Source organism: Enterococcus wangshanyuanii (assembly GCF_002197645.1).
In the GTDB taxonomy this organism is placed as follows: Bacteria; Bacillota; Bacilli; order Lactobacillales; family Enterococcaceae; genus Enterococcus_L; species Enterococcus_L wangshanyuanii.
In genome coordinates, this window is record NZ_CP021874.1 from 3442275 (window position 1) to 3468137 (window position 25863).

Sequence of the window (25863 nt, forward strand, 5' to 3'; positions counted from 1 at the left end):
ATTCAACATGGCAGAAAAAGTATTTCCTATGACACTTGAAGGAAAAGAAAAATTAGAACAAGAATTAGAAGAATTAAAGACAGTTAAACGAAAAGAAATCGTTGAACGTATAAAGATCGCAAGAAGCTTTGGTGATCTATCTGAAAACTCAGAATATGAATCAGCTAAAGATGAACAAGCATTTGTAGAAGGACGTATCACAACTTTAGAAAACATGATTCGTTTTGCTCAAATCATCGATAATGATGGCGTTGATTCTGACGAAGTTTCTATTGGGAAAACGGTGACGTTTATTGAGTTGCCGGATGGTGAAGAAGAAGAGTATACAATCGTGGGTAGTGCAGAAGCAGATCCATTTTCTGGAAAAATTTCGAATGATTCACCGATTGCTCAAGCATTGATCGGTAAGCGATTAGAAGATCAAGTAGCCATCGCTACCCCTGGTGGAGATATGCAAGTAAAAATTATTAAAGTCAGCTAAATTTGACCCTTTGAAAGAGTGCGAAACAAAACGAAAACCAGTTTTGTTTCGCACTCTAAAACTTAATAAACGGTGCAGAGGAGTCAAGTTCTTCAACAATCTCCTGAAAATCGAGCAATACGAAAAGCGTATTGTTCGATTTTTACACCAATTGCTTGAACCTGATCGACTTTTGGCTCAACCTCTTGTTTTCTTCAAAAATTAGGGCTAAAGTCCTATAGCCAAATGGGGCTTTAGCAACTAACATTAATACGGGAATTAAGCTATACTAGTTCCATAGAAGGGGGGATCTTCATGAATAATCCATGGCGCTTTTTTATCGTCGTTGAATCATTACTTTTCATTTTTGCTTTGTGGCAAATTATACATAACCCAGGACTGGCTGTATTGATGGTCTTAGGTATTTTGAGTGTTGTTTATGCGATGAAGAAAGTTCATCGTACTAATTTTAATAATTTCCAACTCGTTTTAGGAATCATTTTGATCTTGATCGGTGTAATGAATAGTCCGGCATTTTGGCTAATGTTAGTTATTGGTGTTTTATTCATCGGGCTAAAAGGCGTTGAAGTTGCAGGAGTGGATATCACGCAGCGAGCACCTTGGCGCAAGAAACAAATGATCATGGTCGAAACCGCGAATGTCGAACCAAAAAGCGGTCGCCGCTTTAAACGTCCTTGGTTTGCCAATGAACGTATTGGTAGTAATGTCTATGAATGGGATGATATCAATATCGATATTATTTCTGGTGATACGATCGTTGATTTAGGGAATACGTTACTACCTAAAGATGACAGTATCATCATTATTCGCAAAGGCTTTGGCCGTACAAGGATTTTAGTTCCTCTAGGAGTAGCGGTAACCTTGGAGCATTCCACTTTTTATGGCAATGTTAATTTCGAAGAAGAAAAATATCATTTGAAAAACGAATCGTTGAAAGTTTATAGCAATGATTTTGACTCTAATAATCGTCGTCTGAAAATCATAACAAATACGCTGGTCGGAGATGTCGAGGTGATTCGTGTATGAGTGGTAGGATGTCTCGACAAATGCTATCTCTTTATGCAGCCTGCAGCACATTTATTGTTGTGCTGCTTACGCTGTTTTCATACTTTTATTCGATCAAACAAAAAAACTGGATGATGGAATTGATTCAGCGAAAAGTCTTTTATATTCCATTGATCTTCCACATGCTTTTGATTTCGCTGCTGGTCGGTTTGTCGACTTTTTTACTCGTATCTATTGTTCAGAAAGCTCAGTATGGTAGAATTGAAGAAAAACTACGGTTACTTGCCAGAGGCAGCTATGAAAATCCAGTGATTGAAAAAAAGGTTCCTCATGCCGACAATGATCAATATATCGGTGAGGTGGATCAGGACATTTTAAGTATCAGAAAAAAATTAGTTGAAATGTCAAAAGAATTGCAATTATTGAATAGTCGACCACAAATGGTGGATGGAGAAACAAAAGAAGAAATTCTGGAAGAAGAACGTCATCGTTTGGCGCGGGAATTACATGATTCTGTGAGTCAACAGCTGTTTGCTGCAATGATGATGTTATCGGCGTTAAACGAGCAGGCCCAACGTAGTGAAACACCAGAAATGTTTCGAAAGCAGTTAGTGACAGTAACAGACGTCATCAATGCTTCACAATCTGAAATGAGAGCATTGTTACTTCACTTACGTCCAGTAAGTTTAGAAGGAAAGAGCCTACGTAAGGGGATCGAGCAATTATTGATAGAATTACAAACAAAAATAAAAATTGAACTGACTTGGGATGTAGAAGATGTGCATCTTAACAGTAGTATTGAAGATCATTTGTTCAGAATCGTCCAAGAACTGTTGTCTAACACATTGCGACACGCTAAGGCAAAGGAGTTAGAGGTTTATCTACATCAGGTAGATAAGAATGTTTTACTTAGATTAGTTGACGATGGTGTTGGATTTGATATGAGTGAAAATGGAAATAAAGCTGGAAGTTACGGCTTGAAAAATATTCGTGAACGAGTTGCTGGAATGGGTGGTACTGTTAAAATCATAAGCTTTAAAGGGCAGGGAACGAGTGTGGAGATCAAAGTGCCTGTGATTTAAGTATTGAAGCTAGAGGAAACAAATCAATCTACGTTGTTCCGCTTTTGCTGAAAATCACAACGAAAGAATTTAAGTTGATGATGAACAGTACAAGACTTTTGCTAGAAAGTGTTGAACATCTGTGTTATCCAGCTGTACAAGCCAGCCTTTCGGAAAAAAGATAAAAATAAATTGTGGCAAAAAGCACCACATTTCATTTTTCCTATTTTTCAGTCGAGGCTAAACGGCTTGTTCCGCTTTTAAAGTTATCCAGCTGCACAAGCCAGCCTTTCGGAAAAAAGATAAAAATAAATTGTGGCAAAAAGCACTACATTTCATTTTTCCTATTTTTCAGTCGAGGCTAAACGGCTTGTTCCGCTTTTAAAGTTATCCAGCTGCACAAGCCAGCTTTTCGGAAAAAAGATAAAAATAAATTGTGGCAAAAAGCACCACATTTCATTTTTCCTATTTTTCAGTCAAGGCTAAGCGGCTTGTTCCGCTTTTAAATTAAGGAGGTATGTATAAGTGATCAAAGTAATGTTAGTGGATGACCATGAAATGGTGCGTTTAGGTGTATCCTCTTATTTATCGATTCAAGATGATATCGAGGTTATTGGTGAAGCTGAAAATGGGCGGATCGGCTATGAGAAAGCGTTAGAGTTGAGACCAGATGTGATCTTGATGGACTTAGTGATGGACGAGATGGATGGTATTGAATCCACAAAAGCGATTCTAAAAGATTGGCCTGAAGCTCGGATCATTATTGTAACCAGTTTTATCGATGATGAAAAGGTCTATCCTGCAATTGAAGCAGGTGCTGCTGGCTATTTATTAAAAACATCGACAGCCCATGAAATTGCCGATGCGATTCGTAAAATCTTTAGAGGTGAACGTGTTTTAGAGCCGGAAGTGACGACGAAGATGATGGAGCGTTTAACGAAAAAGCAAGAACCTGTTTTACATGAAGACTTGACCAATCGTGAGCATGAAATTTTGATGTTGATTGCTAAAGGACGCAGTAATCAAGAAATTGCCGATGAATTATTTATTACCCTTAAAACAGTAAAAACGCATGTGTCGAATATATTGGCGAAATTAGATGTTGAAGATCGTACACAAGCAGCAATCTACGCGTTTCAACACGGATTGGCAAAATAAAAAAATAAGATCGAAAGTGGATAAAATCGCCTCATAGTGGTTGCTTTATTCGCTTTTTTTGTAGATATAGAGAAAGATCAGATTGATTAGAGTTCCTGTTCAATTCCCTATTGGTTTGATATACTTAGATTAAATTTGAAACTAGGAGAAATAAGCATGAAACAGAATTTTGCAATTATCGGGCTTGGGAGATTTGGCGGGAGTATATGTCAAACGCTGATTGAGTCTGGTCAAGAAGTTTTAGCTATTGATAGCAATGAAGATCGTGTAAATGAATATATGAATATTGCAACACATGCAGTTGTAGCAAATGCCCAAGATGAAACGACTCTGCGGTCTTTAGGTATTCGTAATTTTGATCATGTAGTTGTGGCAATTGGTGAGGATATCCAAGCCAGTATTTTAGTCACATTGATGGTTAAGGAAATGGGTGTCCCCAATGTATTGGCCAAGGCAGTCAATGAATATCACGCAAGAGTATTGGATAAAATCGGTGCTGATTTAGTTGTTCATCCTGAACGTGATATGGGGATCAGAGTCGCTCATAAACTAGTATCTCGAAATATTTTGGATTATATCGAATTATCGAATGACGTTTCTTTGGCAGAAGTACGTGTGTCAAACCCAAAATTTTATGGGAAAACGCTGGGTGATTTAAACTTCCGTCAACGATTTGGCTTGACGGTCGTTGCAATCAGACGCTCTAAGTCAGAAGTGATCGCCTCACCAGCAGCGGAAGAAATTGTTCGAGAAAATGATAATTTATTAGTAGTAGGCGAAACTGATGATGTTGATTTATTGGATGAAAAGATGAATCAGTAAAACGTAAGCACTTTATTCTATGAACCTTACACTTTATGCTAAAATAACAAGTGAGAGCAAAGGGGAGAGATAGAAATGAAATTAACGATTACACCAGAAGCACAACAATGGTTTAAAAATGAAGTAGGCGTTACTTCTGATAGTGGTATTCGCTTTTTCGGTAAAATTTATGGAAAGACAGATGTTCATGATGGATTTTCCATTGCGATGTCTGTTGAAGCACCTGATCAGCCAATGGTGAAAGAGGTTATTGATGATATTACCTATTTCATTGAGGAAACGGACGACTGGTTTTTTAAAGGGTATGATCTTTTAGTTGATTACGACCATGAAAAAGACGAGCCTAAATATGTATTTGCTGAAAATAAAGAAGATTTGCAGCAGTAAAATCAACATAAAAAGGAAAGAGTTACGGTAAACGCAACTTTTTCCTTTTTATTTGTTTATTTAAGCGATCAAAGCAGTAGATTTTTCAGTATATTTTTGATGTAGATTATCAATCAGATTTACTTGATAATCCAATAACGGAGACAAAGGAATGATTTGGAAATTTTCTTCCTGCTTCGCTTTATCTGGCAACAAAAGTTTCGATGTTGCGATGTAAAAGTCATAGTTGTCGTCAGAAGTTGAAGTAACAAATGAAACGGAGATAAATGATAGTTTTTCAAGGAAATCAAAAAGTGACTGCAGGAAAATCGCATTCGGCGATAGAATGATTCCAACTTTTAAACGATATTTAGTGTTACTTCTTTGATAAAAAGGAAGTAGGAAAAAAGAACAAATATAGACTAAATCATTCAGATTATTTTTGATCCAGGCAAATTCCGGCTCAGATGTAAGAGATGTTAAAAATGTTCTGACTTTTTTTGAAAGATGAACAAATAGAGGTTGCTGATCCTTAATGAAATCTTCCATAAAATTGATAGCTAAAGGCAAAGATCCTTTTACAATAGAATGATTGAGACAGGAATTGAAAAAATTGATATTAAGTATCTCTTGTTCATTTGGTGACAGCTTCTTTTCTGAACATAGCGGAAGATAGAATTCCTCGAATCGTTCAATTAGGTTTCCAAAGGGCTGGTAATCGCTATTCATGTATTCTTTCACATACTTGATTCTAGGGTCATCAGCATAAAAATAAATACTCCAGTAAAACATCATGAAAGATAAAAAAGTTTTTTCTCTTTCTATGTAATGTGAAGGTACGTTCATTTGCTGCAGTTCTCTGACAAATGAAGCATTTACTTCAGGAAAAATCAATTCTTTAAATGGTGGTTCTATTATGTAGTGTTTTTTCTTGATCCGCAGTTTTGAAATGGTTTTCAATAAGTACCATTCTCTAGGTTCAGTATAGGTCATCCATTGATGATCTTCTGAGTCAAATAAATCCATTCCACGTTTAGATTCTTCTAATGCTATAAATAAATCTTCGCCATAAGATGCGATCCAGAATAGATTTAAGTAAACGATGCGGATTAAATTTTCTTCTCCGCTTAATTGAAGTTGGGAGCAATTTAGTTGGACGTTAAAGCTTTTTAAATATCCGATAAGTGGTTGAAGTTTTCTGATGATGGATGCTCGGCTGATATAATGATCTTTACAGAAATGATCGATAGTATAGTTACGTTCTAAAATAGTTGCTAATAAAAATTGGTAAGACAAGCTTTTTCTAAATAAGAATTGATGATAAGGTATATCCCGTAAAACAGCATTATCGATCTGGACTTTTCCTTGTTTGTTCAATAATTCGATATTCTGTTTTTCTAAAAGATCATCATGAATATCAGCAAAAATCGAATTTAAACGTGCATAAGAAAAATCAGTGAATTGTTCAAAATAATGAATGCTGTATGTGCCATCTGCAGTTACCAATAGCTGATTGAAAACGATGAGCTTACGCTGAGCGGAGTCATCCAATAAAATTTCTTCTAACATATTTAGTCTCCCTACTATTAAAAATATTCTGAATAAAAGAATGATATAAAAATTCATAACATATAAATTCAATGTATAAAAATTAATCTATGTTATTATAATACCCACTTTTTGACTGAATTTCAATTATATAATTAAATAGAAATAAAATTGTAATGAATGTTTAAAAATAGATTAATCCTTAAATATAGGAAAAATTGAATGATTTTCTGTTTTAAATAGACATATTTTTTTGTTTTGATTAAAAAATATTGGTTATTTATTTCAATAATATTTCTTTGTTTGGACAGAAATTTTTCTTTAGAAAAAATAGGAACAGAAGGAATCAAATACCTAGGTCTATTTTTTTGTAACTCATCGTTAGATGTATGTTATAATCAACAAAGAATGTTTTTTGGAGGAAAGCTTATGTTGTCGATTGTTGTTCCTTGTTATAATGAAGAGGAGTCCATTCCATTATTCTTTGAAGAAGTGGAAAAAATCAGTGCTCAGATTCAATATAACATTGAATATATTTTTATTAATGACGGATCAAAGGATGGAACGTTAGAATCATTAAGAAAATTGTATAAAGCTCATCCTGATAAGGTACGCTACCTGTCTTTTTCTCGAAACTTCGGGAAAGAAGCTGGATTGTATGCGGGACTTAAAGAAGCTCGCGGCAGTCTAGTTACTGTGATGGATGTTGATCTACAAGATCCGCCTGAACTGTTACCACAAATGATTCAAATGTTAGAAGCAAATAAAGAGTTGGATTGTATCGGTACGAGACGTGGTGATCGTGAAGGCGAACCGCCGATTCGCAGTTTTTTTGCTCGTATGTTCTACCGCTTAGTCAATAAGATCGGTGAAACAGAGATGGTCGATGGTGCTAGAGATTTTCGCTTGATGACGCGTCAAATGGTCGATGGGATTCTAGAATTGACTGAGTATAATCGCTTTTCAAAAGGGATTTTTAGTTGGGTTGGCTTTAACACAGAATACTTGTCGTATGAAAATCGCGAACGGGTCGCTGGTTCTACTTCGTGGTCATTTTGGAGTTTATTGAGTTATTCCATCGATGGCATCGTCAACTTTTCGGAAATGCCCTTGAACCTAGCTTCTTATGTAGGTGCTCTTTCTTGTGTTGGGTCAGTCATCGCGATGCTGGTGATTTTCTTTAGAACGATCATTATTGGGGATCCTACTAGCGGATGGCCATCTATGGTTTGTATCATTTTGTTTGTAGGCGGGCTGCAACTTCTCTGTCTTGGAATTATTGGTAAATATATTGGAAAGATCTTTTTGGAAACGAAAAAACGCCCGATTTATCTTGTGAAGGAAACAGAACGAGATAACAAAGAAGAATAGAAGTTGAAATCAATCAAAAAAGACCAACTTTGATCTCGTTGAGATTCTAAAGCTGGTCTTTTTGAGCGACTCAATACCCTTGATTTAGAGCAATTTCATTTTTAGCTAAGCTGCCGTCTTTTAAGAATTGAGTCAGATTTTGTGTAAAGATAGTGAACAGCTTTGTCTTAAATTGAGGAGTAAGTCCAGAAATATGAGGGGTTATCAACACATTTTCCATCGTCCATAAAGGGCTGTCCGCTGGCAAAGGTTCTTCTTCAAAAACATCTAAAGCAGCAAAACTCAGCTGACCGTTTTTTAGTGCTTCGATCAGGTCAGTTGTGTGGACGGATGGTCCACGGCCCACATTGACAAACACAGTTCCTGGTTTCATCGCAAGAAACATTGATTCATTGTACATCTGGTAGGTTTCATCGGTTAACGGTAAAATATTTACAACGATATCCATTTCGTTGATGATCCGCTGCATATTTTTTTGCGAGTAGCACTCAATAAAACCTTGAGTGACATGTCCTGATGTATTGATACCGTAAGGTTGGATATTTAAACCTTGGGCAAATAAGGCCAGCTGTTGACCGATATTTCCTGTGCCGACAATCAACATTTTTTGCATGGATAATTGCTTATAGGAGATATTTTCTCGGCTCCATACTCGATTTGCCTGATTGTTTATGCTTGTACGGATGCCCCGGAAAGCTGTTAATAAAACGCCTAAAACATGTTCTGAAATAGAAATGCTGTGAATACCGCTTGCGTTTGATAAATGTATGCCTTTTTCGGTAAAACGGTCTAAATCATAGGAATCGACACCTGCTGAAATGGACTGTACCCATTTTAAACGACTCGTTTCAGAGTCCAAAAGATATTGACCTAACTCTTTATCCCAGCCTAACATGATTTCGATGTCGTCCTTAATTAATTGTGGTGTTTCTCTGTGAGGATCAACAACGATATGATCAACAGCTATTTTTCGAATATCTGCCACTTGTTCTTCCTTCATTTTCTCAACAAGATAAATAATTGGTTGTCCCATTTTGATTCCTCCCTGCATTCTCATTGTAACAAAAAACGATGTCAAACTAAAAAGGATTGAACTATGAATCGTTCAATCCTTTCAAATAGAGTGTTATTCAGATTAGATTTCTTCACCGCGAGCATAAGCGGCTGCAAGGAGATCCACTTCTTTTTTTAGTTCTTCGACCATTATTTCTTCTGGAACAGTGCGGATGATTTTTCCTTTTTTAAACAACATTCCTTTGCCGTTTCCACCAGCGATACCGATATCTGCTTCTCTGGCTTCACCGGGACCATTCACAGCACAGCCTAAAACAGCTACTTTGATCGGTGCTTTGATTTTTTCAATATATTCTTCGATCTCATTTGCGATCGGAATCAAATCGATTTCAATCCGTCCACATGTAGGACAAGAAATCAATGTCGCAGCATTACTTGCTAAGCCAAATGCTTTTAGCACTTCTTTTGCTACTTTGATTTCTTCGACAGGGTCTGCAGAAAGTGAAACTCGGCAAGTATTTCCGATACCACGGGAAAGTAAAGCCCCGAGTCCAGCAGCAGATTTCATTCCGCCAGAAAATTTCGTTCCAGCTTCAGTGATTCCTAAGTGTAAAGGATAATCAAATGTTTGGGCAGCTAAAGAGTACGCTTCGATCGCCAAATTCACGTCACTGGCTTTTAATGAAACAATAATGTCATAAAAGTCTAAATCTTCAAGAATTTTGATATGCTCTACAGCACTTGCAACCATTGCTTCAGCAGTCGGATAGCCATATTGCTGTAAGAATTTTTTTTCTAAAGAGCCAGCATTTACACCGATTCTAATAGGGATTCCTTTGGCTTTACAAGCAGTAACTACTTTTTCTACACGGTCTTTTCTACCGATATTTCCTGGGTTGATCCGAATTTTATCAACACCTTGCTCGATTGCTTTCAATGCTAAACGATAATCAAAATGAATATCTGCGACTAGTGGAATCGAGATTTGACTCTTGATGGCGCCTAAAGCATTAGCTGCTGCTTCATCAGGGACAGCTACACGCACGATCTGACAGCCTGCTTCTTCCAATTGTTTGATTTGTGCGACGGTTGCTTCAACATCATGTGTTTTAGTCGTACACATACTTTGGATAAATAATTCATCACTTCCGCCGATCGTTAAGTCGCCAATTTTGACTGGACGTGTATTTTTACGATGGGTCAATTCTCCCATAATAGATTCTCTCCTTATTTTGTCTTACAATTTTTTATTGTTAATTCCTCAATCAGTATAATTCAACGTCTATCTTAACACATAATGATAAATCTGAGAATGTAAGAAAAGTTTAAGATTTCTTCTGAATGTCATTGGAAAGATTAAATCATTGGTGGCTGGTGCCGCTGTTCTTTTCGAGTTGCAAAGAAAAAGATCATCAATGAAACCAAAATGATCAAAAAGCTATCATCAAAAGGTCTAAACAGTAGTTGAAGCAAACTGCTGACGATCACTGGTAAGGTTGAGCAATAGACAACTATTTTTAAGCAATCAAAAAAGCGTAATTTGTATAATCGAACCTTACTATAAAGATTAGCGCCGATCGTGATCAACAGTAGATTGATGAGCAAATTAATAAATGCTGGATACAGTGTGACCAAAAAAACAATGAGTTTGAGCCAAAAGGGCACATTCGATTCATCTAACGCTTGCTTCAGCTCTTGGCTGTTCAAGCCATCAAGAGTCCCTTGTGAATAAGGCACTTCAAACTGGCTTGTACCAAATAAGGCATCAGCCGTTCCAGAACTTGGTAAGGAAACAACAAACTCGTCATCTAAGAAACCGACACTGACTGCATTTCCGACAGAATCAGCGGTAATATCACTGAGCGAACGTTTTCCTTCCGGATCGAAGGTGAAGATGATCGAATTTGTTTGATAAATAAAACCTTTTGTAGAGGGATCTGTTTTTAGTTGCCCGTCGATAATTTTAAACTCAGGTAATTTTTCAGCGATTTTTTGCCCATCACTTTTAATATCCTGAACCATAGAAAAAATTTGTTTTGTTAATGGAAAAGCAAGAACGACACTTAGAAAAAGGATGTACAAAATGACTTTCCAAAAAGGCATATTTTTAGCCCTATGAAGATCAGAAAATTGAAAAAGAGCATGTTTAAACAATGTGAATGTATTCATAGACTTTCTCCTGACTTGAATTTACGTACAGTCGTCATTTTAAAGGAGTTAACTCGTAAAAACAAGTGTCGTGTAAATTTTGTAAGCAATTACTTTGAAGGTTGGCATAAAATCTGTTATGCTATAAATGTATGAAAATATATACTTATTTAAATGGAGGGATTTTTTTATGACTTACACTTTACCAGAATTACCTTATGCTTATGATGCGTTGGCACCATATATCGATGAAGAAACAATGCATTTACACCATGACAAACACCATAACACTTATGTGACGAACTTAAATGCTGCAATTGAGAAACACCCTGAACTTGGTTCTAAATCTGTAGAAGAATTGATTTCTGATATGGATGCGATTCCTGAAGATATTCGTACAGCTGTACGTAACAATGGTGGCGGACATGCGAACCATGCATTTTTCTGGAACATCATGGCTCCTAATGCTGGCGGCGCACCAACTGGTGATATCAAAGATGCGATCGATGCGGCTTTTGGCAGCTTTGATAAACTAAAAGAAGAATTTAAAACTGCTGCAACTGGACGTTTCGGTTCAGGTTGGGCATGGCTAGTTTTAAATAATGGCAAATTAGAAGTAACATCAACTGCTAACCAAGATTCTCCTTTAATGGAAGGTAAAACTCCAGTTTTAGGCTTAGATGTTTGGGAACATGCGTATTACTTAAACTACAAAAACGTTCGTCCAGAATACATCGATGCATTTTGGAACATCGTGAACTGGGATGAAGTAAACAAACATTTTGCTGCAGCAAAATAAGTAAATAATTATATAAATTCTATCTTTTCGGAGGAAAACAGTAAAATGCACTGTTTTCCTCTTTTTATTTGTGGCATACTAATAATAGGAAAATGAAAGCTGAAGGAGCTTGATTAAAATGAATCTAAAAATGCAGAAGGTCCATGGGTCAGAAAATGACTTTTTTTTGATTGATCAATTACAGTTAGAGCGTCCTTTTACTAAAAAAGAACTTGAAGATCTGCGAATCCGCTTATGTGATCGTAAACATGGATTGCTCGGGGGAGCGGACGGATTATTGCTCATTGAAGCATCGAAACAAGGTGAAGCTGTAGCGAAGATGCGTGTCATTAATTCAGATGGCAGTGAAGCGAGCATGTGTGGAAATGGTCTACGAACTGTTGCCAGATATTTATCTGAAAAGTATGATGAGCAGTCATTTATAGTAGAAACGATGTTCGCAGACCTAAAAGTCCGCAGAGCAAAAGAGCTCGGCAAAGGTGTAGCTACATATCAAGTGGAGATATCACCAGTTCGCTTTGAAGCAGAAGCAATACCGATGCTGACAAAGCACAATAGAATCATCGATGAAGTGATACCAGAATTATCTGATGAAATAAAATTTTCTGCAGTGGCTGTTCCAAATCCTCATCTTATCGCATTTGTGGATCATCAAATGCTGGTTAGTTCTGAGTTTGAACGGATTGCTGCTTATGTCAACGGAGAAAATCCGCTTTTTCCAGATGGCATCAATGTTAGTTTTGTGGAGATTTTGGGAGACAATCAATTATTTGTTCGGACCTATGAACGTGGAGTCGGTTTTACTAGTGCGTGTGGAACAGCAATGTGTGCGAGCAGTTTGATGTATGTGCTGTTGAACGATCGGGAGTTTGGAGAAACAATTACCGTTAGAAATGTAGGGGGAATGGTAAAAACTGTTGTTCATGAAGACGATGCGGAAGGTTATTGGATGGAATTGATTGGTAATGCAAGTGTGACACATGTGTTGTCAGGTGAGTTAGTTGATTTTGAAACCGGAAGTTTCGATAGATTATTAATCAGTGAAACAACGGAACAAGCAGCTTACATAGCATTTTTAGAAACGATTAAGATAGATTAGTACGCTGGGGAGAGCCTATCTAATTGAAATAAAAAGATCGTTTAGGGAGAGTTAAGGGAGTGTCGAAGTGAATAAGCTTAGTTGGGTAAATATGAATCTGGTAAAAAGGGTTGGTTGTATAGCAGTCGTTGGTGGTTCGCTGTTGATTTGTTTTTTAGGTATAAGTATGAATGCTGGTCAGAGACAGCAGCAAAAAATCGAATATGCAGAAATAACGATCAGAAATGAAACCGAAAAAATCAAATTTCTGGATAAACTAGTTGGAGAGCTCTATAAAGATGAAACAGAAGAATTTTTAGTGAATCCGATAGAAGAATTACAAATTAAACAGCTTGAAACCAAAGTCAATCAATTGAAAACTGAAGCCGCTGATTTTGGGCTGAAATCGAATCACTTACCATTGGATATATCACAAATAGCTGAGGATAAACAAAAGTTAGCTTCTAAATTGGCAGATATAAGAACTAAATACACGATTCAACAACAAGTACAGGAAATGTTAGTTCAAGCGCCAGAAAATTGGGAAGCAACTGGTGAAGCTGTGATCATTAACGAAAAAGCTACTGCCGAAAATTTGCTTAAATTACATAATGATGTCGTTCAATTTAATAGTGTGTGGTCGAATGGAATCAGTGTGTATTTAAATGAGATGGATGCGCAAGTGAACTTGTATAACGAAATCCAGCAAGGAATCGATAAAATGATCGATGGACAAAATTTAACGAGTGAAGCGACTCTGGAAGCTTTTATTCATCAATTTAATCAAGTCTCACAAGTGAAAAATACAACTCTTAGAAAACGGTTATCAGAACGATTAGAGCAAGTCGATCAGCTCATGAACGCTCAAATTATTGGTGAAGAAAATTTGTTAGAAGAACCAATTTAGTTAATATTTATTAAATAATATTGCGATATTCCGGTTGGTTTTTAAATAAATTATCAATTATTTAAAAAAATATCGAAAAAGTTGATAACATTTTATTGGGTGAATACCCTTGTACTTGATTCATCTTAAAATTATAATTAATGGTGTAGTAATGGAGGAAAAAATGGAAGAAACAATCAGTTTACAAGAACTCGTTGGAGTTTTAAGAAAACGTATAGGTTTAATTATCGTCAGTATGTTTTTAGGATTAGGGGTTGCAGGGGTTTTAACTTATTTTGTTATTACGCCGAAATACAGTTCTCAAGCCCAATTGATCGTTCGTTTGCCGCAAAATGAAACGACGAATGTGAATGATATTAATGGGAATCTTCAGATGATCAATACATATAAAGATTTGATCAAAAGCGATACAGTTATGACAGAGGTTCAGCAGAGAATGAAGGCAGAACATCAAAATGATTTATCCGTTGAGGCACTTAAAGCGAGTGTGTCAGTCAATCAGTCTCAAAATTCTCAAATGTTTTCGATCGTCTCTAAAGTAACGGATCCATTGGTTGCACAAAATATTGCTAATCAGACAGCTCTTGTTTTCCAAGAGCAGGCGAAGGACATGCTGAATGTTGATAAGATTACGATCATTTCAGAAGCAACAGCCAATTTAAATCCGGTGTCTCCCAATGATAAAATCAATCTAATCATAGGATTAGCATTAGGACTTTTATTTGGAATCATGGCATCCTTTATTTTGGAATTATTTGATAAGACAATTAAAGATGATAGTTTTGTAGAAGAAGAATTAGGCTTTACGATATTAGGTGTTGTTCCAAATATGACTGCTAAGGAATTAAATGCAAAAGTTGTTCGTACCGCTCCTTCAACGGCTTCTAAGTCAAACAATGGTTTTGCCAAAGATGGAGCAAGAGTTATACCAAAAGAAGATTTTAACTCAGATAATTCTGCCCCAGCGCGCAGAAGTCGTCCAAGAGTATAAAGGAGTATAGAATGTCAAATAAAATAAGAAATCAAAAAAAACAAAAGACCAAAGCAGTCAGTCTGATTACTTTAGCAGATAAATCATCACCAATATCAGAACAATACCGAACGATCAGAACGAACATCCAGTACGCGATGATCGATAGGGATTTAAAAACATTAGTAGTCACTTCATCAGGCCCAAGCGAAGGCAAGTCAACGACTTCTGCTAATTTAGCGATCGTATTTGCTAATTCAGGCAAGCGTGTTTTATTAGTGGATGCAGATATGCGCAAGCCAACTGTAGCCAAAACATTTTCTCTAGACAATGTCCGGGGATTGAGTACCCTTCTAGGGAGTAGAGAAGTTGTACTGCATCAGGTCGTTCAGTCATCGGGGATTGATAACTTATTCCTTATGACGAGTGGTCCTAAGCCGCCTAATCCATCTGAATTACTGGATTCTAGACGGATGGAAGAGCTTATCCAAGATTTAAAACAACAATATGATTTAGTCATCTTTGACATGCCGCCTGTTGTGGCAGTGACAGATGCACAAATCGTATCATCAAAATCAGACGGAACGATTTTAGTTGTCCGTGAAAATGTCTCAAAAAGAGATTCTCTATTAAAAGCTAAGAATTTATTAGAACTTGTAGATGCGAATATCTTAGGGGTTGTTTATAACGGTTCTAAGAGTATAACGGATCAAGGCTACTATTACGGTTCATGATAACAGGCAGAAAGGATAAATACCAATGATTGATTTGCATTGCCATATATTACCTGGTATTGATGATGGGGCCAAAACGATCGATGATTCGCTTGACATGGCTAGAATGGCTGTGAAACAAGGCATTACTCATATTTTGTGTACACCTCATCATAATAATGGCAGGTATGACAATCCAGCAGGTCAGGTTATATCCTGTGTTTCAGCGTTACAAGCAGAACTGGATAGCCGCAATATACCTCTTACCTTGTTTGAAGGTCAAGAGGTTCGGATTGCTGGAAATATCAAAGAACAGATCCAAGAAAATAATATCTTGTTTGCTGACTTGAATGATCGTTATATCCTTATTGAATTTCCGACTAATGATATCCCGGCCTATGCAGAGCATCTTTTCATAGAGTTGCTGGAAGAAAATCATACACCGATCATCGTACATCCAGAGCGAAACAGCCGGTTCATCGAAGACCCCAATCGCCTGCTGCCATTTTTAGAAATGGGTGTCCTTGCTCAATTAACAGCGCCTAGCTATGTTGGTGTTTTTGGAAAACAAATCGAGCGAACAGCAAAACAAATGGTTGCTCATAATATGGTTTCCATGATGGCTTCAGATGCTCATAATGTAAAAAAACGTGGATTTTTCATGAAAAAAGCTTATGACGCTATCGCCAAAGACATGGGGACTGCACATGTTGAAGCGATGAAGCAGGTTGCCAGAGATATTTTAAATGGTGATCCAGTTCAAGTATTGGAATTTAGAGAATTACAAAAGAAACGATTTCGACTGTTTTAAGAGAACTAGGAAAATGTGAGCATCAGAGTTTTATATAATTTTTGTACATATTAATAAATGTTGGTATATGTGATTTTTGATGTGGGTTGTATCTTAAATTACATGAAATATCAGGGAACGCTGGGATCAGCAGCTGTTGAGGTTCAAAAAACTGAAGAGCGAATCGCGTCAGTAAATAGTTTGTTCCTGCCCGATCATAAAAGGAGTGTTGAAATTGGAGGAAAAAATTGTAAGTGTTGGAGGAAGTATGCAGAAAAAAAAGCAGACAACGCAGTCTGACAAAAAGATTTCTGTATCGGTAGTTGCATCACAATCCATTCGTTTTCGCGTATTTAAACGAACGATCGATATCTTGGGCAGTCTTTGCGGATTGATTTTATTAAGTCCTGTATTTCTTATTGTTGCATTTCTGATTAGAAAAGAAGATCCAAACGGACCTGTTGTCTTTTCTCAGGAAAGAATCGGGAAAAAAGGCAATCGCTTCACAATGTATAAATTTCGTTCCATGTGTACAGATGCAGAAGAAAAATTTCATGATTTAGTTGAGCAAAATGAAATCGAAGGCGCCATGTTCAAAATCAAGAACGATCCTAGAGTAACAAAAATAGGGAAAAAGATACGTAAAACCAGTATCGATGAGTTGCCCCAATTAGTGAATGTTTTAAAAGGAGACATGTCGCTTGTTGGACCAAGACCACCGTTAGAAAGAGAAGTTTCTCAGTACACACAACGTGATCTACAGCGATTGAATGTGAAACCTGGCTGTACAGGATTATGGCAAGTCAGAGGTAGAAACGATGTCCATTTTGATGAAATGGTCGACTTTGATTTAGAATATATTGAGAATCAATCTATTTGGAATGATCTGAAAATCATGTTTCAGACAGTGATCGTGATGTTTTTTTCTAGAGGAGCTTATTAATGAAAAAAAAGATACAGCATGTATATATCATTGGTTCTAAAGGAATTCCTGCGAAGTATGGAGGATTTGAGACCTTTGTTGAGAAATTGACAGAGTATAAGCAATCTGGAAGTCTTCAATATCATGTCGCTTGTATGAATATAGGCGACAATCTATACGGAGATGGACAAAAGCATTTTGAATATAACCAAGCAGACTGTTTTAATATCGATGTGCCAAATATTGGTCCGGCTAGAGCTATTTATTATGACGTAAAAGCACTAGATTACGCTATTGAGCTAGCTAAAAAAAATAACGATATAGAACCGATTTTTTATATATTAGCGTGTCGAATAGGTCCGTTTCTCAATCATTATAAAAAAAAGATCAAAAAAATTAATGGGAAACTGTATGTAAATCCCGATGGTCATGAATGGCTGCGAGCTAAATGGAGTTATCCTGTCCGTAAATATTGGAAATTCTCGGAAAAACTAATGGTTAAGCATGCAGACTTGATGATTTGTGACAGTTTGAATATAGAGAAATATATAAAGTCTGATTATAAGCAATATACGCCAAAAACAACCTATATTGCTTATGGAACGGAACAAAGCAAATCAACACTTTCAGCAACTGATGCTCGTGTGAAGGATTGGTTTAAAGAAAAAAATATTGGGACTGAGGGCTATTATCTAGTTGTTGGAAGGTTTGTTCCTGAAAATAATTATGAGACGATGATCAAAGAGTTTATGAAATCTGACACAAAAAAAGACTTTGTTTTGGTGACAAATATTGAAGAAAATAAGTTTTACAACAAATTGAAAAAAGAGACAGGTTTTGATGAGGACCCGCGTATAAAATTTGTAGGGACAGTCTATGATCAAGAGTTACTGAAATACATACGTGAAAATGCCTTCGCTTATCTGCATGGCCACGAAGTTGGCGGGACGAATCCATCGCTTTTGGAGGCTTTGGCATCAACAAAAGTGAATTTACTATTGGATGTTAGTTTTAATAAAGAAGTAGCAGGAAATTCTGCTCTTTATTGGAATAAAGAACAACTTAGCTTTCTAATAGATAAGGTAGATAAATTGTCTCTTGATGATCAAATAATGTTAGACAAAAAAGCAGACAGGAATATTTTTGTTAAATTTAGTTGGGATTTTATTATAAAAGAATATGAAGCTTTATTTATGGAGAATAATCTATGACAGATGTAAGAAAAATTCAAGAAATAGATCTAAATAATATGAAAATTCTATTAAGTTTATTTGAAAAACACAAGTTGAATTATTATATGTTAGGTGGAACATTTTTAGGTTCGATTAGACACAAAGGGTTTATTCCTTGGGATGATGATATAGATATCGGACTACCAAGAAATGACTATGAAAAATTTTGCAATCAATACTTTAAAGAGTTGCCTGATTTTTTAACTATGGAAAATTATAAAACTAATTCAGACTATCGTTACTATATAACTAGGGTATTGGATACTAGAACAAAAGTGGTTGAAATAAGAAACAAGGACGTTCAAGAGTTTACTTATATTGCGATTGATATCTTTCCACTTGACGGTATGCCTAACAATTTTATTTTCCGAAAGCTTCGTATATATAGAATATTATTTCATAAGCTCTTAATTTCACTAAGCTATATCGATACGGTGGATAAAAAGAGACATCGGAATTTTATTGAAAAGTTTCTTATAAAAATTGGGGAAAAAGTATCTTTTGCTAAGTTTGTGAATCCATACAAAGAAAAAGAGAAAATAGATCGGTTATTGAAAAAGAATACTTTTGAAAATAGTTCTTACATCTCAAACATTATGGGAGCATATAGGGAAAAAGAAGTGATGCCGAAGAAAATATTTGAAAAAGGACATATGTATCCATTTGAGGATATTCAAATGAATGGACCTGAAAATGCTGATGAATATTTGACAAGATTATATGGAGATTATATGAAAATTCCATCAAATCAGGATATAGATAGCAAAAGTCATTATGAATTATTGCCAGGAGATACAGATGAATAAAGTAGACAAATTTGAAGGTGTAAGGAAAGTATCACAAAAGCATAATTTTGTAGTTTTGTTAAAAAACTACTTTTTATCTGGAACTTTGTTGTATTCAGGTATGTCATTATTATTAAATGGTTTCGATAAAACATCACTTGAGTATAGTCGCTTAGGTATTCAAAATAAAGCCTATAAAAAAATCAAATCAAAATACAAAAAAATAGCTTCTCAAGAAACTACTCTTGCTACAACATCTTTTGATGATACGAATGTCATTTGGTTTTGTTGGTTGCAAGGGATAGAAAATGCACCAGAATTGGTTAAACGTTGCTACGAGCAAATGACTAATCTATTTTCTGAAAAAAAAATCATAGTTATTACTGCGGAGAATTATAGAGAATACACTAATTTTCCCACTTTTATAATAGAAAAATGGCAAAAGGGAATAATTTCGAATACACATTTTTCTGATTTATTGAGAATTGAATTATTACATTTTCATGGTGGAACGTGGATAGATTCGACTGTTTATTTTAGTGATTCGGATGTTCCAACAGTTTTTTTTGAAGCAGATATATTTTTCTTTCAAAAGCTGAAACCTGGGAGAGATGGAAGTAAAGTAACTATGTCCTCTTGGTTTATGACAGTAAAAAAGAAAAGCTTTATCATTGCAAAAACAAGAGAACTTCTATTTACCTACTGGGAAAAGAAAAATTATTTAGTTGATTATTATCTTTTTCATATTTTTTTTACCATTGCTTGTGAAGTTTATCCAGAAGAGTATGAGAATGTTTCAAAATACTGTAATTCAATTCCCCATATATTATTGCTGGAACTTTTTTCTAGCTACGACTCTAAACGTTTTTCAGAAATAAAAGGGATGTCTTCTATTCATAAACTTAGTTATAAGTTTTCCAGTACAGATATTTTAAAGCAAGATACGTTTTATCAAGAATTATTTAAATAAATTTTGACAGCTTTTCAAGAGGTGACTATGTGTATACAATAATTTTTTTCTCTTCTTTATTACTAGCATTTTTGATGGAAATATCGCATAGAGATAGTTATTTTCAAAAAGATTCAGAAGGAACTATTAGAGTAAAAAAGAGTTTTTTTTTACTAGCTTTTTTAACATGCATTTTATATATAGTTTTGGTTGTTGCTCCAGCAATTCGATACCGTGTAGGTACTGATTATTCTGTTTATTTAAGTAAACAGATACCTGAAGTACTGCAGGGGATCCCTAATTCAGTAGAGTTTTTATATAAAGGTGTCATTCACTTGGGAAATTCTTTTGGAAATTACCAGTGGATTTTTGTTATTACTCATGTAATCATCATCTTATTTACCCTAGTAGCAATTATAAGGGATTCAAAAAATTATTGGATAAGTATTATAGTTCTTTTTGGTTCTGGATTTTTTAACTATTCAATGAATATTATGAGACAATCAATAGCTATTTCTATTTTTCTGTTCTCCATACACTATTTAGTTAGGAAGGAAAACAGGAAATATATATTTTGGATAATAGTTGCGACTCTTTTTCATAAAACATCAATTATTTATTTTGCTCTTCTCTTTTTGAAGAAAATAAAGTTAAGTTGGAAACAAATAGCTATTTTTTCTATTGGTTTGTATGTGTTTAAAACACTTTTTCGTTCAATTATCTTAGCTATATCGAATAAATTCAATTTCTATAACAATCAGTTTGGGACTCTATTGGACAGTAATCAAATAGGCTGGATGTTTCTTATAGCCAATAGTTTGATTTTACTTCTTTTCTTATTGATAAAAAATAGAACGGAATTTTCAAGTACAGGTGATTTATATCTTCAATTACAGTTTATCGCTTTTGCAATTACTCTTGTTTCAGATGTTGTGCCTAACTATGAGAGATTGATGTATATGTTTATGATTGGTCAAATTTTATCAGTTCCTTATTTTTTTAAGAGGATAAATAGCAGAATTATTAAATGGTGTTTTGTTATAGCAATATTAGTTGTGTATGGAGTTTTGTTCCATAGATTATTCATAATTGGTAATATAGGCGAAACATTCCCCTATCAATCCATTTTTAATTAACGATCATAGGAGGATTTTATGGTAAAAGTATCGATTATCATGCCTGTTTACAATGTAGATAAATATTTATTTAAATCCCTGTCTTCAGTACTTACTCAAACATTCTCCGATTTTGAATTGATAATTATAAATGATGGCTCTACAGATATGAGTCTATCTATACTACTAGAAGCTGCACATAAAGACTCAAGGATAAAAGTCGTTGATCAAATTAATCAGGGAGTTAGTGCTGCTAGGAATACTGGACTTTCTCTTGCTAAGGGGCAATATGTTTATTTTTTTGATGCAGATGATTATATGGAAAGGGAACTTCTTGAAAAAGTTGTTGCAATTGCAGATGAATATGAAAGCAATTTAGTTATCTTCGGTTATAAAATGATCAAAAATGATCAGCTATTTAAAGTATGCTCTGTCAAAGAAAGAGCTTTTGAGATAGAAAATCAACACTTTATTGCGCATTTTACTAAGTATACTGAGATTATCGACATGAATTCATTGTGGAATAAATTATATAAAAGAGATTTTATATTAAAATATAATCTTTCTTTCTCGGATAGAAAGATTGGTGAAGATGCATTTTTTAATTACGAATTGTATGCTGTTTTAGATAAAGTAGTTTTTTATGAAGAACCATTATACAACTATGTTATTCATAGATCTGGATCAGCAATGTCAAAATTTCAAGGTGAACAAAAAATTAAAGATAAAATAGATGTGATGAAAATGAGACAAACATTTTTGAGAGAACGACAACTAAGGTTATTGAATGAACAAACCTATTATACGAATATTATTTTTGCAGAAGCGTTGATTTTAGTTAAAGAAAATAGTGATAAAAGCAAATATAAAATGCTTGCTGATTTTTTTTCATTACCTTATATTTCGGAATTATTAAGTACTATAAGGTTTAGTCAACTTGATTCAATAAAGGATAAAGCTAAATTGTTATTTTGTAAACAAAGGATTATATGGAAATTGATTAATCTATTTTAGGAGAAAATAATGGAAAAATACATGGTATCAGGTTACTGGAAAAATAATTTAGGTGATGATTTATTTTTAAAAATTTTGTGTGAAAAATTTCCTGACAGTATATTTTATACATTTATTGATAAAGAGTATATGCCTGTTTTTTCTGGTGTAAAAAATTTGAGACTCATTTCAAATAGCAATTTTATGATTAAGGTTGCCAATAAAATTTTGACGAATTTAGGGTTACCCTTAATTTCAGACTTTTATACAGCATTTTTATTTAAGCAATATATAGAAATTGGCGGATCGATTTTTATGCAAGATGTAAATTGGCAAAAAAAAATTCGCCGTAGAACATTTATTAATGATCATATGCAAGACTATTATGTTATTGGAAGTAACTTTGGTCCTTATAGTTCTACTTTCTTTTTGGATTCTTATAGGAACTTATTCAATTCAATTAAAACTATCTCTTTCCGAGATCAGTATTCTAAACAATTGTTTCCAGAGATTAAAGAAATCAATGTTTCGCCGGATGCTATTTTATCTTTAAGAACAAATTCTTCAATTGAAATGATAAATGAAGATGAAGAATACATCCTGATATCTGTTATTAATTTATCAACAAACAAAGCAAACCGATCAGAAAGGTTAAAATTGAAGGTAAATGAATATGAAAAAAAGATGTCTGAAATAATTCAAAGATATATAGAAATGAAAAAGCATGTGGTACTAATGTCTTTTTGCAATTTTGAAGAAGATGATCTTGCTATTGAAAGAATCAAAAAGCAGTTACCTCAAAGTGTAGCTGAACGCGTTACTGTGTTCCACCACCGCAAAATAGATGAATCTTTGGAAGTAATTGGACGTGCAAAAAAGATTGTAGCAACACGTTTTCACGGAATGGTATTAGGATGGCTCTATAGAATACCAACATTTGTAGTTTCATACTCTAAAAAAACAGAAATAGTGATTTCAGAGTTAAATAAGGAGCAAGAATACTGTGATATAGATAGTTTTTCTTCTCTGACTTTTGAAGAAATCGAGCAACGCTTCACAACTATTTCAAAAGAGAGGTTGTCTAAACTCTCAGAATCTTCATCAGACCAGTTTAAGTTTGTAAGTGAGCATGAAGGTATGGTAACAAAAAATGGAGAATAATAAGTATAAAAAGTTACTTGGTAACTCTGCAATTTTTGCGATTGGCAATTTTGGAAGCAAAATAATAAATATTATATTTGTTCCTGTTTATACATATGCACTGACGACACAGGAATATGGTCAAATCGATTTGCTTACAACCACTGTTAGTCTATTTTTACCAGTCCTCACGTTGAGTCTATCTGAGGCTGTATTGAGATTTGTTATGGATAAAAATGATAATGAACAAGCAATCCTAAGCAGTTCAGTAATAGTGATTTCAATCATTGCGTTTTGTCTTTTGGTCATAGGTGGAATATTCAATACAAAAAAATTATGGCTCTATTTCATCTTTCTGTTGATATTACAATCCTACCAAGTTCTTTTTTCACAATTTGTTCGAGGAATTGGTAAAGTAAAGCTGTATGCATTCAATGGAATACTTATGACGCTTATAACAGTATTATCTAATATAGTATTACTCATCTATTTTAAATTAGGGATAGATGGTTATATATTATCTTTAATATTTGCCAATATTGCTTCTCTTATCTATCTGATTGTAGCTGGGAAGTTGAAGCGTTACCTTAGTTTTAAACTCTTTGACAGTAAACTTGTCAAAACAATGTTGAATTATTCGGCGCCTCTGATTCCTAATATGATTATGTGGTGGCTTATAAATAGTTCAACAAGGTATTTCATTTTATTTTATATTGGTACTTCTGCAAATGGTATTTATGCAGTAGCAAGTAAAATCCCAGCTTTGATTTCAACAGTAACAACTATTTTTTCACAGGCTTGGCAGCTTTCAGCAATAGAAGAATTTGATGCTAAAGATAAGTCAACATTTTATTCGAATACATTTACATTTTATTATCAGGTACTATTTATTTGCGTTGCTTTGCTATTTAGTGTATTGAAACCTACATTAAGATTTTTAATACAACAATCTTATTTTATTAGCTGGCAAGTCGCTCCAATTTTAGTTTTAGCTGTTCTATATTCTAGTTTTTCTAGTTTTTTAGGAACAAACTATATTGCTGCAAAAAAGACTAAAGGCGTGTTTACTTCTTCTATAATAGGCGCAGGAATATCTCTAATTTTAAATTTTTTATTAATTCCTGTCATTGGATTGATAGGAGCAGGTGTTGCTTCAACCATTAGCTTTTTTGTAATGTGGCTAATACGTCTCTACGATACAAAAAAGTATATTGAAACGAAAATAGACTGGTTTAACTTTGTTGGAAATAACTTAGTTTTAATTTTGCAGATAATATTGATGTTTATTTTTGATTCATGGATATTACTCATTTTAGAATGGATGCTTGTTTGTAGTGTATTAATGTTGAATAGAATGAACGTTAAAAGATTAGTTCTTGAAATTAACAATTATTTAAAATTATTCTTTAAGAAAATTAGTATTGATAAGTAACATTGTGAAATATCATGAAACAAAAGTAAGTATTTTGAGGTGAGAGAATGAGATCTTTTGAAAGGTTCTTGACTAACAAAGTTGCTGGTACATCTATTATGCCTAAAAAAGTTAGACGAATATTTCTAAGAATATGTGGTATGAAAATAGAATCCTCAAGTAGAATCATGTCTGATATTTTTTTTGATACAAATAATGTAAGTATTGGTAAAAATAGCTTTGTTAATCGCTTTTGTCAATTTCATGATGGAGGTTATAACGCCGAAATTGTTATTGGAAATGAAGTGATGATTGCAATGAATGTAAATTTGTGTGCAATTTCTCATGATATTGGTAGTGCTCATAGAAGAGCTGGGAAATCATATGTAAAAAAAATTGAAATAGAAGATGGGTGTTGGATAGGGGCAAATGTTGTAATACTTCCTGGTGTGACTATTTCTAAAGGTTGTGTTATAGCTGCAGGTTCTGTTGTAAACAAAAATACTGAGGAAAATGGCTTATATGTAGGAGTACCTGCAAGAAGAATAAAAACATTTGACTAAAAGGAGCTATTATGAGAAGAGTTATCACTTATGGAACGTTTGATTTATTGCATTATGGGCATATCAATCTTTTAAAACGTGCGAAAGAATATGGAGACTATTTAATTGTAGCCTTATCCACTGATGAATTCAATTGGTGTGAAAAGAAGAAAAAATGCTATTTTTCATACGAGAAGAGAAAGCAGTTGCTTGAAGCGATAAGATATGTTGATTTAGTTATCCCGGAAGATTCTTGGGATCAAAAGGTATTAGATATTGCAAAATATCACATCGATACTTTTGTTATGGGAGATGATTGGAAGGGTTCATTTGATTTCATTTCCGAGCAAACGGATGCTAAAGTAGTCTATGTAACTAGGACTCCTGAAATTTCAACGACTCAGATAAAGAAAGATTTAGGCGTAGATTAAGATTGTTAAAGATACATCCCCTTTTTAAAAATAAGTTGTTTGAGCACTCCTTATCTTACATTTACATTAAGTTATCATGCCAAATCTTCAAAAATGTTGCGACATGATTGAA

General features: G+C 34.4%; 27 protein-coding genes. 23 read left to right on the top strand and 4 right to left on the bottom strand.

Annotated elements, in window-relative coordinates:
- Positions 1 to 7: 7 nt before the first annotated feature.
- The 6 genes from greA to CC204_RS17165 all read left to right on the top strand — a co-directional run bounded on the left by greA (position 8) and on the right by CC204_RS17165 (position 4914).
- On the top strand, positions 8 to 481 hold the full coding sequence (gene greA / locus CC204_RS17140; protein WP_087642267.1) for a transcription elongation factor GreA: 474 nt from the start codon (positions 8 to 10) through the stop codon (positions 479 to 481).
- Positions 482 to 775: 294 nt separating this feature from the next.
- Positions 776 to 1507 (top strand): cell wall-active antibiotics response protein LiaF, encoded by a 732-nt coding sequence (gene liaF, locus CC204_RS17145; protein ID WP_088271287.1) that lies wholly within the window; start codon positions 776 to 778, stop codon positions 1505 to 1507.
- Entirely contained in the window at positions 1504 to 2568 is a 1065-nt protein-coding gene (locus CC204_RS17150) for a sensor histidine kinase (protein ID WP_088271288.1), read from the top strand. The genes liaF and CC204_RS17150 overlap by 4 nt, the downstream gene beginning before the upstream one ends.
- A 504-nt stretch (positions 2569 to 3072) precedes the next feature.
- Entirely contained in the window at positions 3073 to 3705 is a 633-nt protein-coding gene (locus tag CC204_RS17155) for a response regulator (RefSeq protein ID WP_088271289.1), read from the top strand.
- A gap of 156 nt (positions 3706 to 3861) precedes the next feature.
- A complete protein-coding gene (locus CC204_RS17160) occupies positions 3862 to 4527 on the top strand; it encodes a potassium channel family protein (protein WP_088271290.1) in 666 nt (221 codons plus the stop codon).
- Positions 4528 to 4602: 75 nt separating this feature from the next.
- Entirely contained in the window at positions 4603 to 4914 is a 312-nt protein-coding gene (locus CC204_RS17165) for a HesB/YadR/YfhF family protein (RefSeq protein ID WP_088271291.1), read from the top strand.
- A gap of 60 nt (positions 4915 to 4974) precedes the next feature.
- Here the strand turns inward: CC204_RS17165 and CC204_RS17170 are convergent, their stop codons facing one another.
- Positions 4975 to 6462 (bottom strand): helix-turn-helix domain-containing protein, encoded by a 1488-nt coding sequence (locus CC204_RS17170; RefSeq protein WP_088271292.1) that lies wholly within the window; start codon positions 6460 to 6462, stop codon positions 4975 to 4977.
- Between the two features lie 408 nt (positions 6463 to 6870).
- Between CC204_RS17170 and CC204_RS17175 the strand changes: the two genes are divergently transcribed.
- Positions 6871 to 7812, top strand: a complete 942-nt coding sequence (locus tag CC204_RS17175) for a glycosyltransferase family 2 protein (RefSeq protein ID WP_088271293.1) — start codon at positions 6871 to 6873, stop codon at positions 7810 to 7812.
- A gap of 70 nt (positions 7813 to 7882) precedes the next feature.
- On the opposite strand, the gene CC204_RS17180 is transcribed toward CC204_RS17175, so the two are convergent.
- From CC204_RS17180 to CC204_RS17190, 3 genes are all read right to left on the bottom strand, one after another.
- A complete protein-coding gene (locus tag CC204_RS17180; protein WP_088271294.1) occupies positions 7883 to 8845 on the bottom strand; it encodes a phosphoglycerate dehydrogenase in 963 nt (320 codons plus the stop codon).
- Between the two features lie 102 nt (positions 8846 to 8947).
- Entirely contained in the window at positions 8948 to 10039 is a 1092-nt protein-coding gene (gene ispG / locus CC204_RS17185) for a flavodoxin-dependent (E)-4-hydroxy-3-methylbut-2-enyl-diphosphate synthase (protein WP_088271295.1), read from the bottom strand.
- 143 nt (positions 10040 to 10182) lie between these two features.
- Positions 10183 to 10995: a DUF1189 domain-containing protein gene (locus tag CC204_RS17190; protein ID WP_088271296.1), complete on the bottom strand. Its 813-nt coding sequence runs from the start codon at positions 10993 to 10995 to the stop codon at positions 10183 to 10185.
- A 169-nt stretch (positions 10996 to 11164) separates the two neighbouring features.
- Here CC204_RS17190 and CC204_RS17195 point away from each other — a divergent pair, with 169 nt between their 5' ends.
- The 16 genes from CC204_RS17195 (at position 11165) to tagD (ending at position 25751) form a co-directional block, all read left to right on the top strand.
- Positions 11165 to 11773 carry a superoxide dismutase gene (locus tag CC204_RS17195; protein ID WP_088271297.1) on the top strand — a complete coding sequence of 203 codons (609 nt, stop codon included), beginning with the start codon at positions 11165 to 11167 and terminating at the stop codon, positions 11771 to 11773.
- A gap of 118 nt (positions 11774 to 11891) precedes the next feature.
- A complete protein-coding gene (gene dapF / locus CC204_RS17200) occupies positions 11892 to 12872 on the top strand; it encodes a diaminopimelate epimerase (RefSeq protein ID WP_088271298.1) in 981 nt (326 codons plus the stop codon).
- 67 nt (positions 12873 to 12939) lie between these two features.
- Positions 12940 to 13758 carry a hypothetical protein gene (locus tag CC204_RS17205; protein ID WP_088271299.1) on the top strand — a complete coding sequence of 273 codons (819 nt, stop codon included), beginning with the start codon at positions 12940 to 12942 and terminating at the stop codon, positions 13756 to 13758.
- A gap of 163 nt (positions 13759 to 13921) precedes the next feature.
- The gene (locus tag CC204_RS17210) at positions 13922 to 14749 is read left to right on the top strand and encodes a YveK family protein (protein WP_088271300.1); all 828 of its coding nucleotides are present in this window, start codon (positions 13922 to 13924) and stop codon (positions 14747 to 14749) included.
- 11 nt (positions 14750 to 14760) lie between these two features.
- The gene (locus CC204_RS17215) at positions 14761 to 15462 is read left to right on the top strand and encodes a CpsD/CapB family tyrosine-protein kinase (protein WP_088271301.1); all 702 of its coding nucleotides are present in this window, start codon (positions 14761 to 14763) and stop codon (positions 15460 to 15462) included.
- Between the two features lie 25 nt (positions 15463 to 15487).
- Positions 15488 to 16252: a tyrosine-protein phosphatase gene (locus tag CC204_RS17220; protein ID WP_088271302.1), complete on the top strand. Its 765-nt coding sequence runs from the start codon at positions 15488 to 15490 to the stop codon at positions 16250 to 16252.
- Between the two features lie 214 nt (positions 16253 to 16466).
- The gene (locus tag CC204_RS17225) at positions 16467 to 17174 is read left to right on the top strand and encodes a sugar transferase (RefSeq protein WP_227011190.1); all 708 of its coding nucleotides are present in this window, start codon (positions 16467 to 16469) and stop codon (positions 17172 to 17174) included.
- Positions 17174 to 18364 carry a beta 1-4 rhamnosyltransferase Cps2T gene (gene cps2T, locus CC204_RS17230; protein WP_088271303.1) on the top strand — a complete coding sequence of 397 codons (1191 nt, stop codon included), beginning with the start codon at positions 17174 to 17176 and terminating at the stop codon, positions 18362 to 18364. The genes CC204_RS17225 and cps2T overlap by 1 nt, the downstream gene beginning before the upstream one ends.
- Positions 18361 to 19191 (top strand): LicD family protein, encoded by an 831-nt coding sequence (locus CC204_RS17235; protein ID WP_088271304.1) that lies wholly within the window; start codon positions 18361 to 18363, stop codon positions 19189 to 19191. The genes cps2T and CC204_RS17235 overlap by 4 nt, the downstream gene beginning before the upstream one ends.
- A complete protein-coding gene (locus CC204_RS17240; RefSeq protein ID WP_157894317.1) occupies positions 19184 to 20140 on the top strand; it encodes a capsular polysaccharide synthesis protein in 957 nt (318 codons plus the stop codon). The genes CC204_RS17235 and CC204_RS17240 overlap by 8 nt, the downstream gene beginning before the upstream one ends.
- Before the next feature lie 29 nt (positions 20141 to 20169).
- Positions 20170 to 21255: an EpsG family protein gene (locus tag CC204_RS17245; protein ID WP_088271306.1), complete on the top strand. Its 1086-nt coding sequence runs from the start codon at positions 20170 to 20172 to the stop codon at positions 21253 to 21255.
- A gap of 18 nt (positions 21256 to 21273) precedes the next feature.
- Positions 21274 to 22248 (top strand): glycosyltransferase family 2 protein, encoded by a 975-nt coding sequence (locus CC204_RS17250; RefSeq protein ID WP_088271307.1) that lies wholly within the window; start codon positions 21274 to 21276, stop codon positions 22246 to 22248.
- A 9-nt stretch (positions 22249 to 22257) separates the two neighbouring features.
- Positions 22258 to 23388, top strand: a complete 1131-nt coding sequence (locus CC204_RS17255) for a polysaccharide pyruvyl transferase family protein (RefSeq protein WP_088271308.1) — start codon at positions 22258 to 22260, stop codon at positions 23386 to 23388.
- The gene (locus CC204_RS17260) at positions 23378 to 24799 is read left to right on the top strand and encodes a lipopolysaccharide biosynthesis protein (protein ID WP_088271309.1); all 1422 of its coding nucleotides are present in this window, start codon (positions 23378 to 23380) and stop codon (positions 24797 to 24799) included. The genes CC204_RS17255 and CC204_RS17260 overlap by 11 nt, the downstream gene beginning before the upstream one ends.
- Before the next feature lie 47 nt (positions 24800 to 24846).
- Positions 24847 to 25341 carry an acyltransferase gene (locus CC204_RS17265; protein ID WP_088271310.1) on the top strand — a complete coding sequence of 165 codons (495 nt, stop codon included), beginning with the start codon at positions 24847 to 24849 and terminating at the stop codon, positions 25339 to 25341.
- 11 nt (positions 25342 to 25352) lie between these two features.
- Positions 25353 to 25751 carry a glycerol-3-phosphate cytidylyltransferase gene (gene tagD / locus CC204_RS17270; RefSeq protein WP_088271311.1) on the top strand — a complete coding sequence of 133 codons (399 nt, stop codon included), beginning with the start codon at positions 25353 to 25355 and terminating at the stop codon, positions 25749 to 25751.
- The last annotated feature ends 112 nt before the right edge of the window (positions 25752 to 25863 follow it).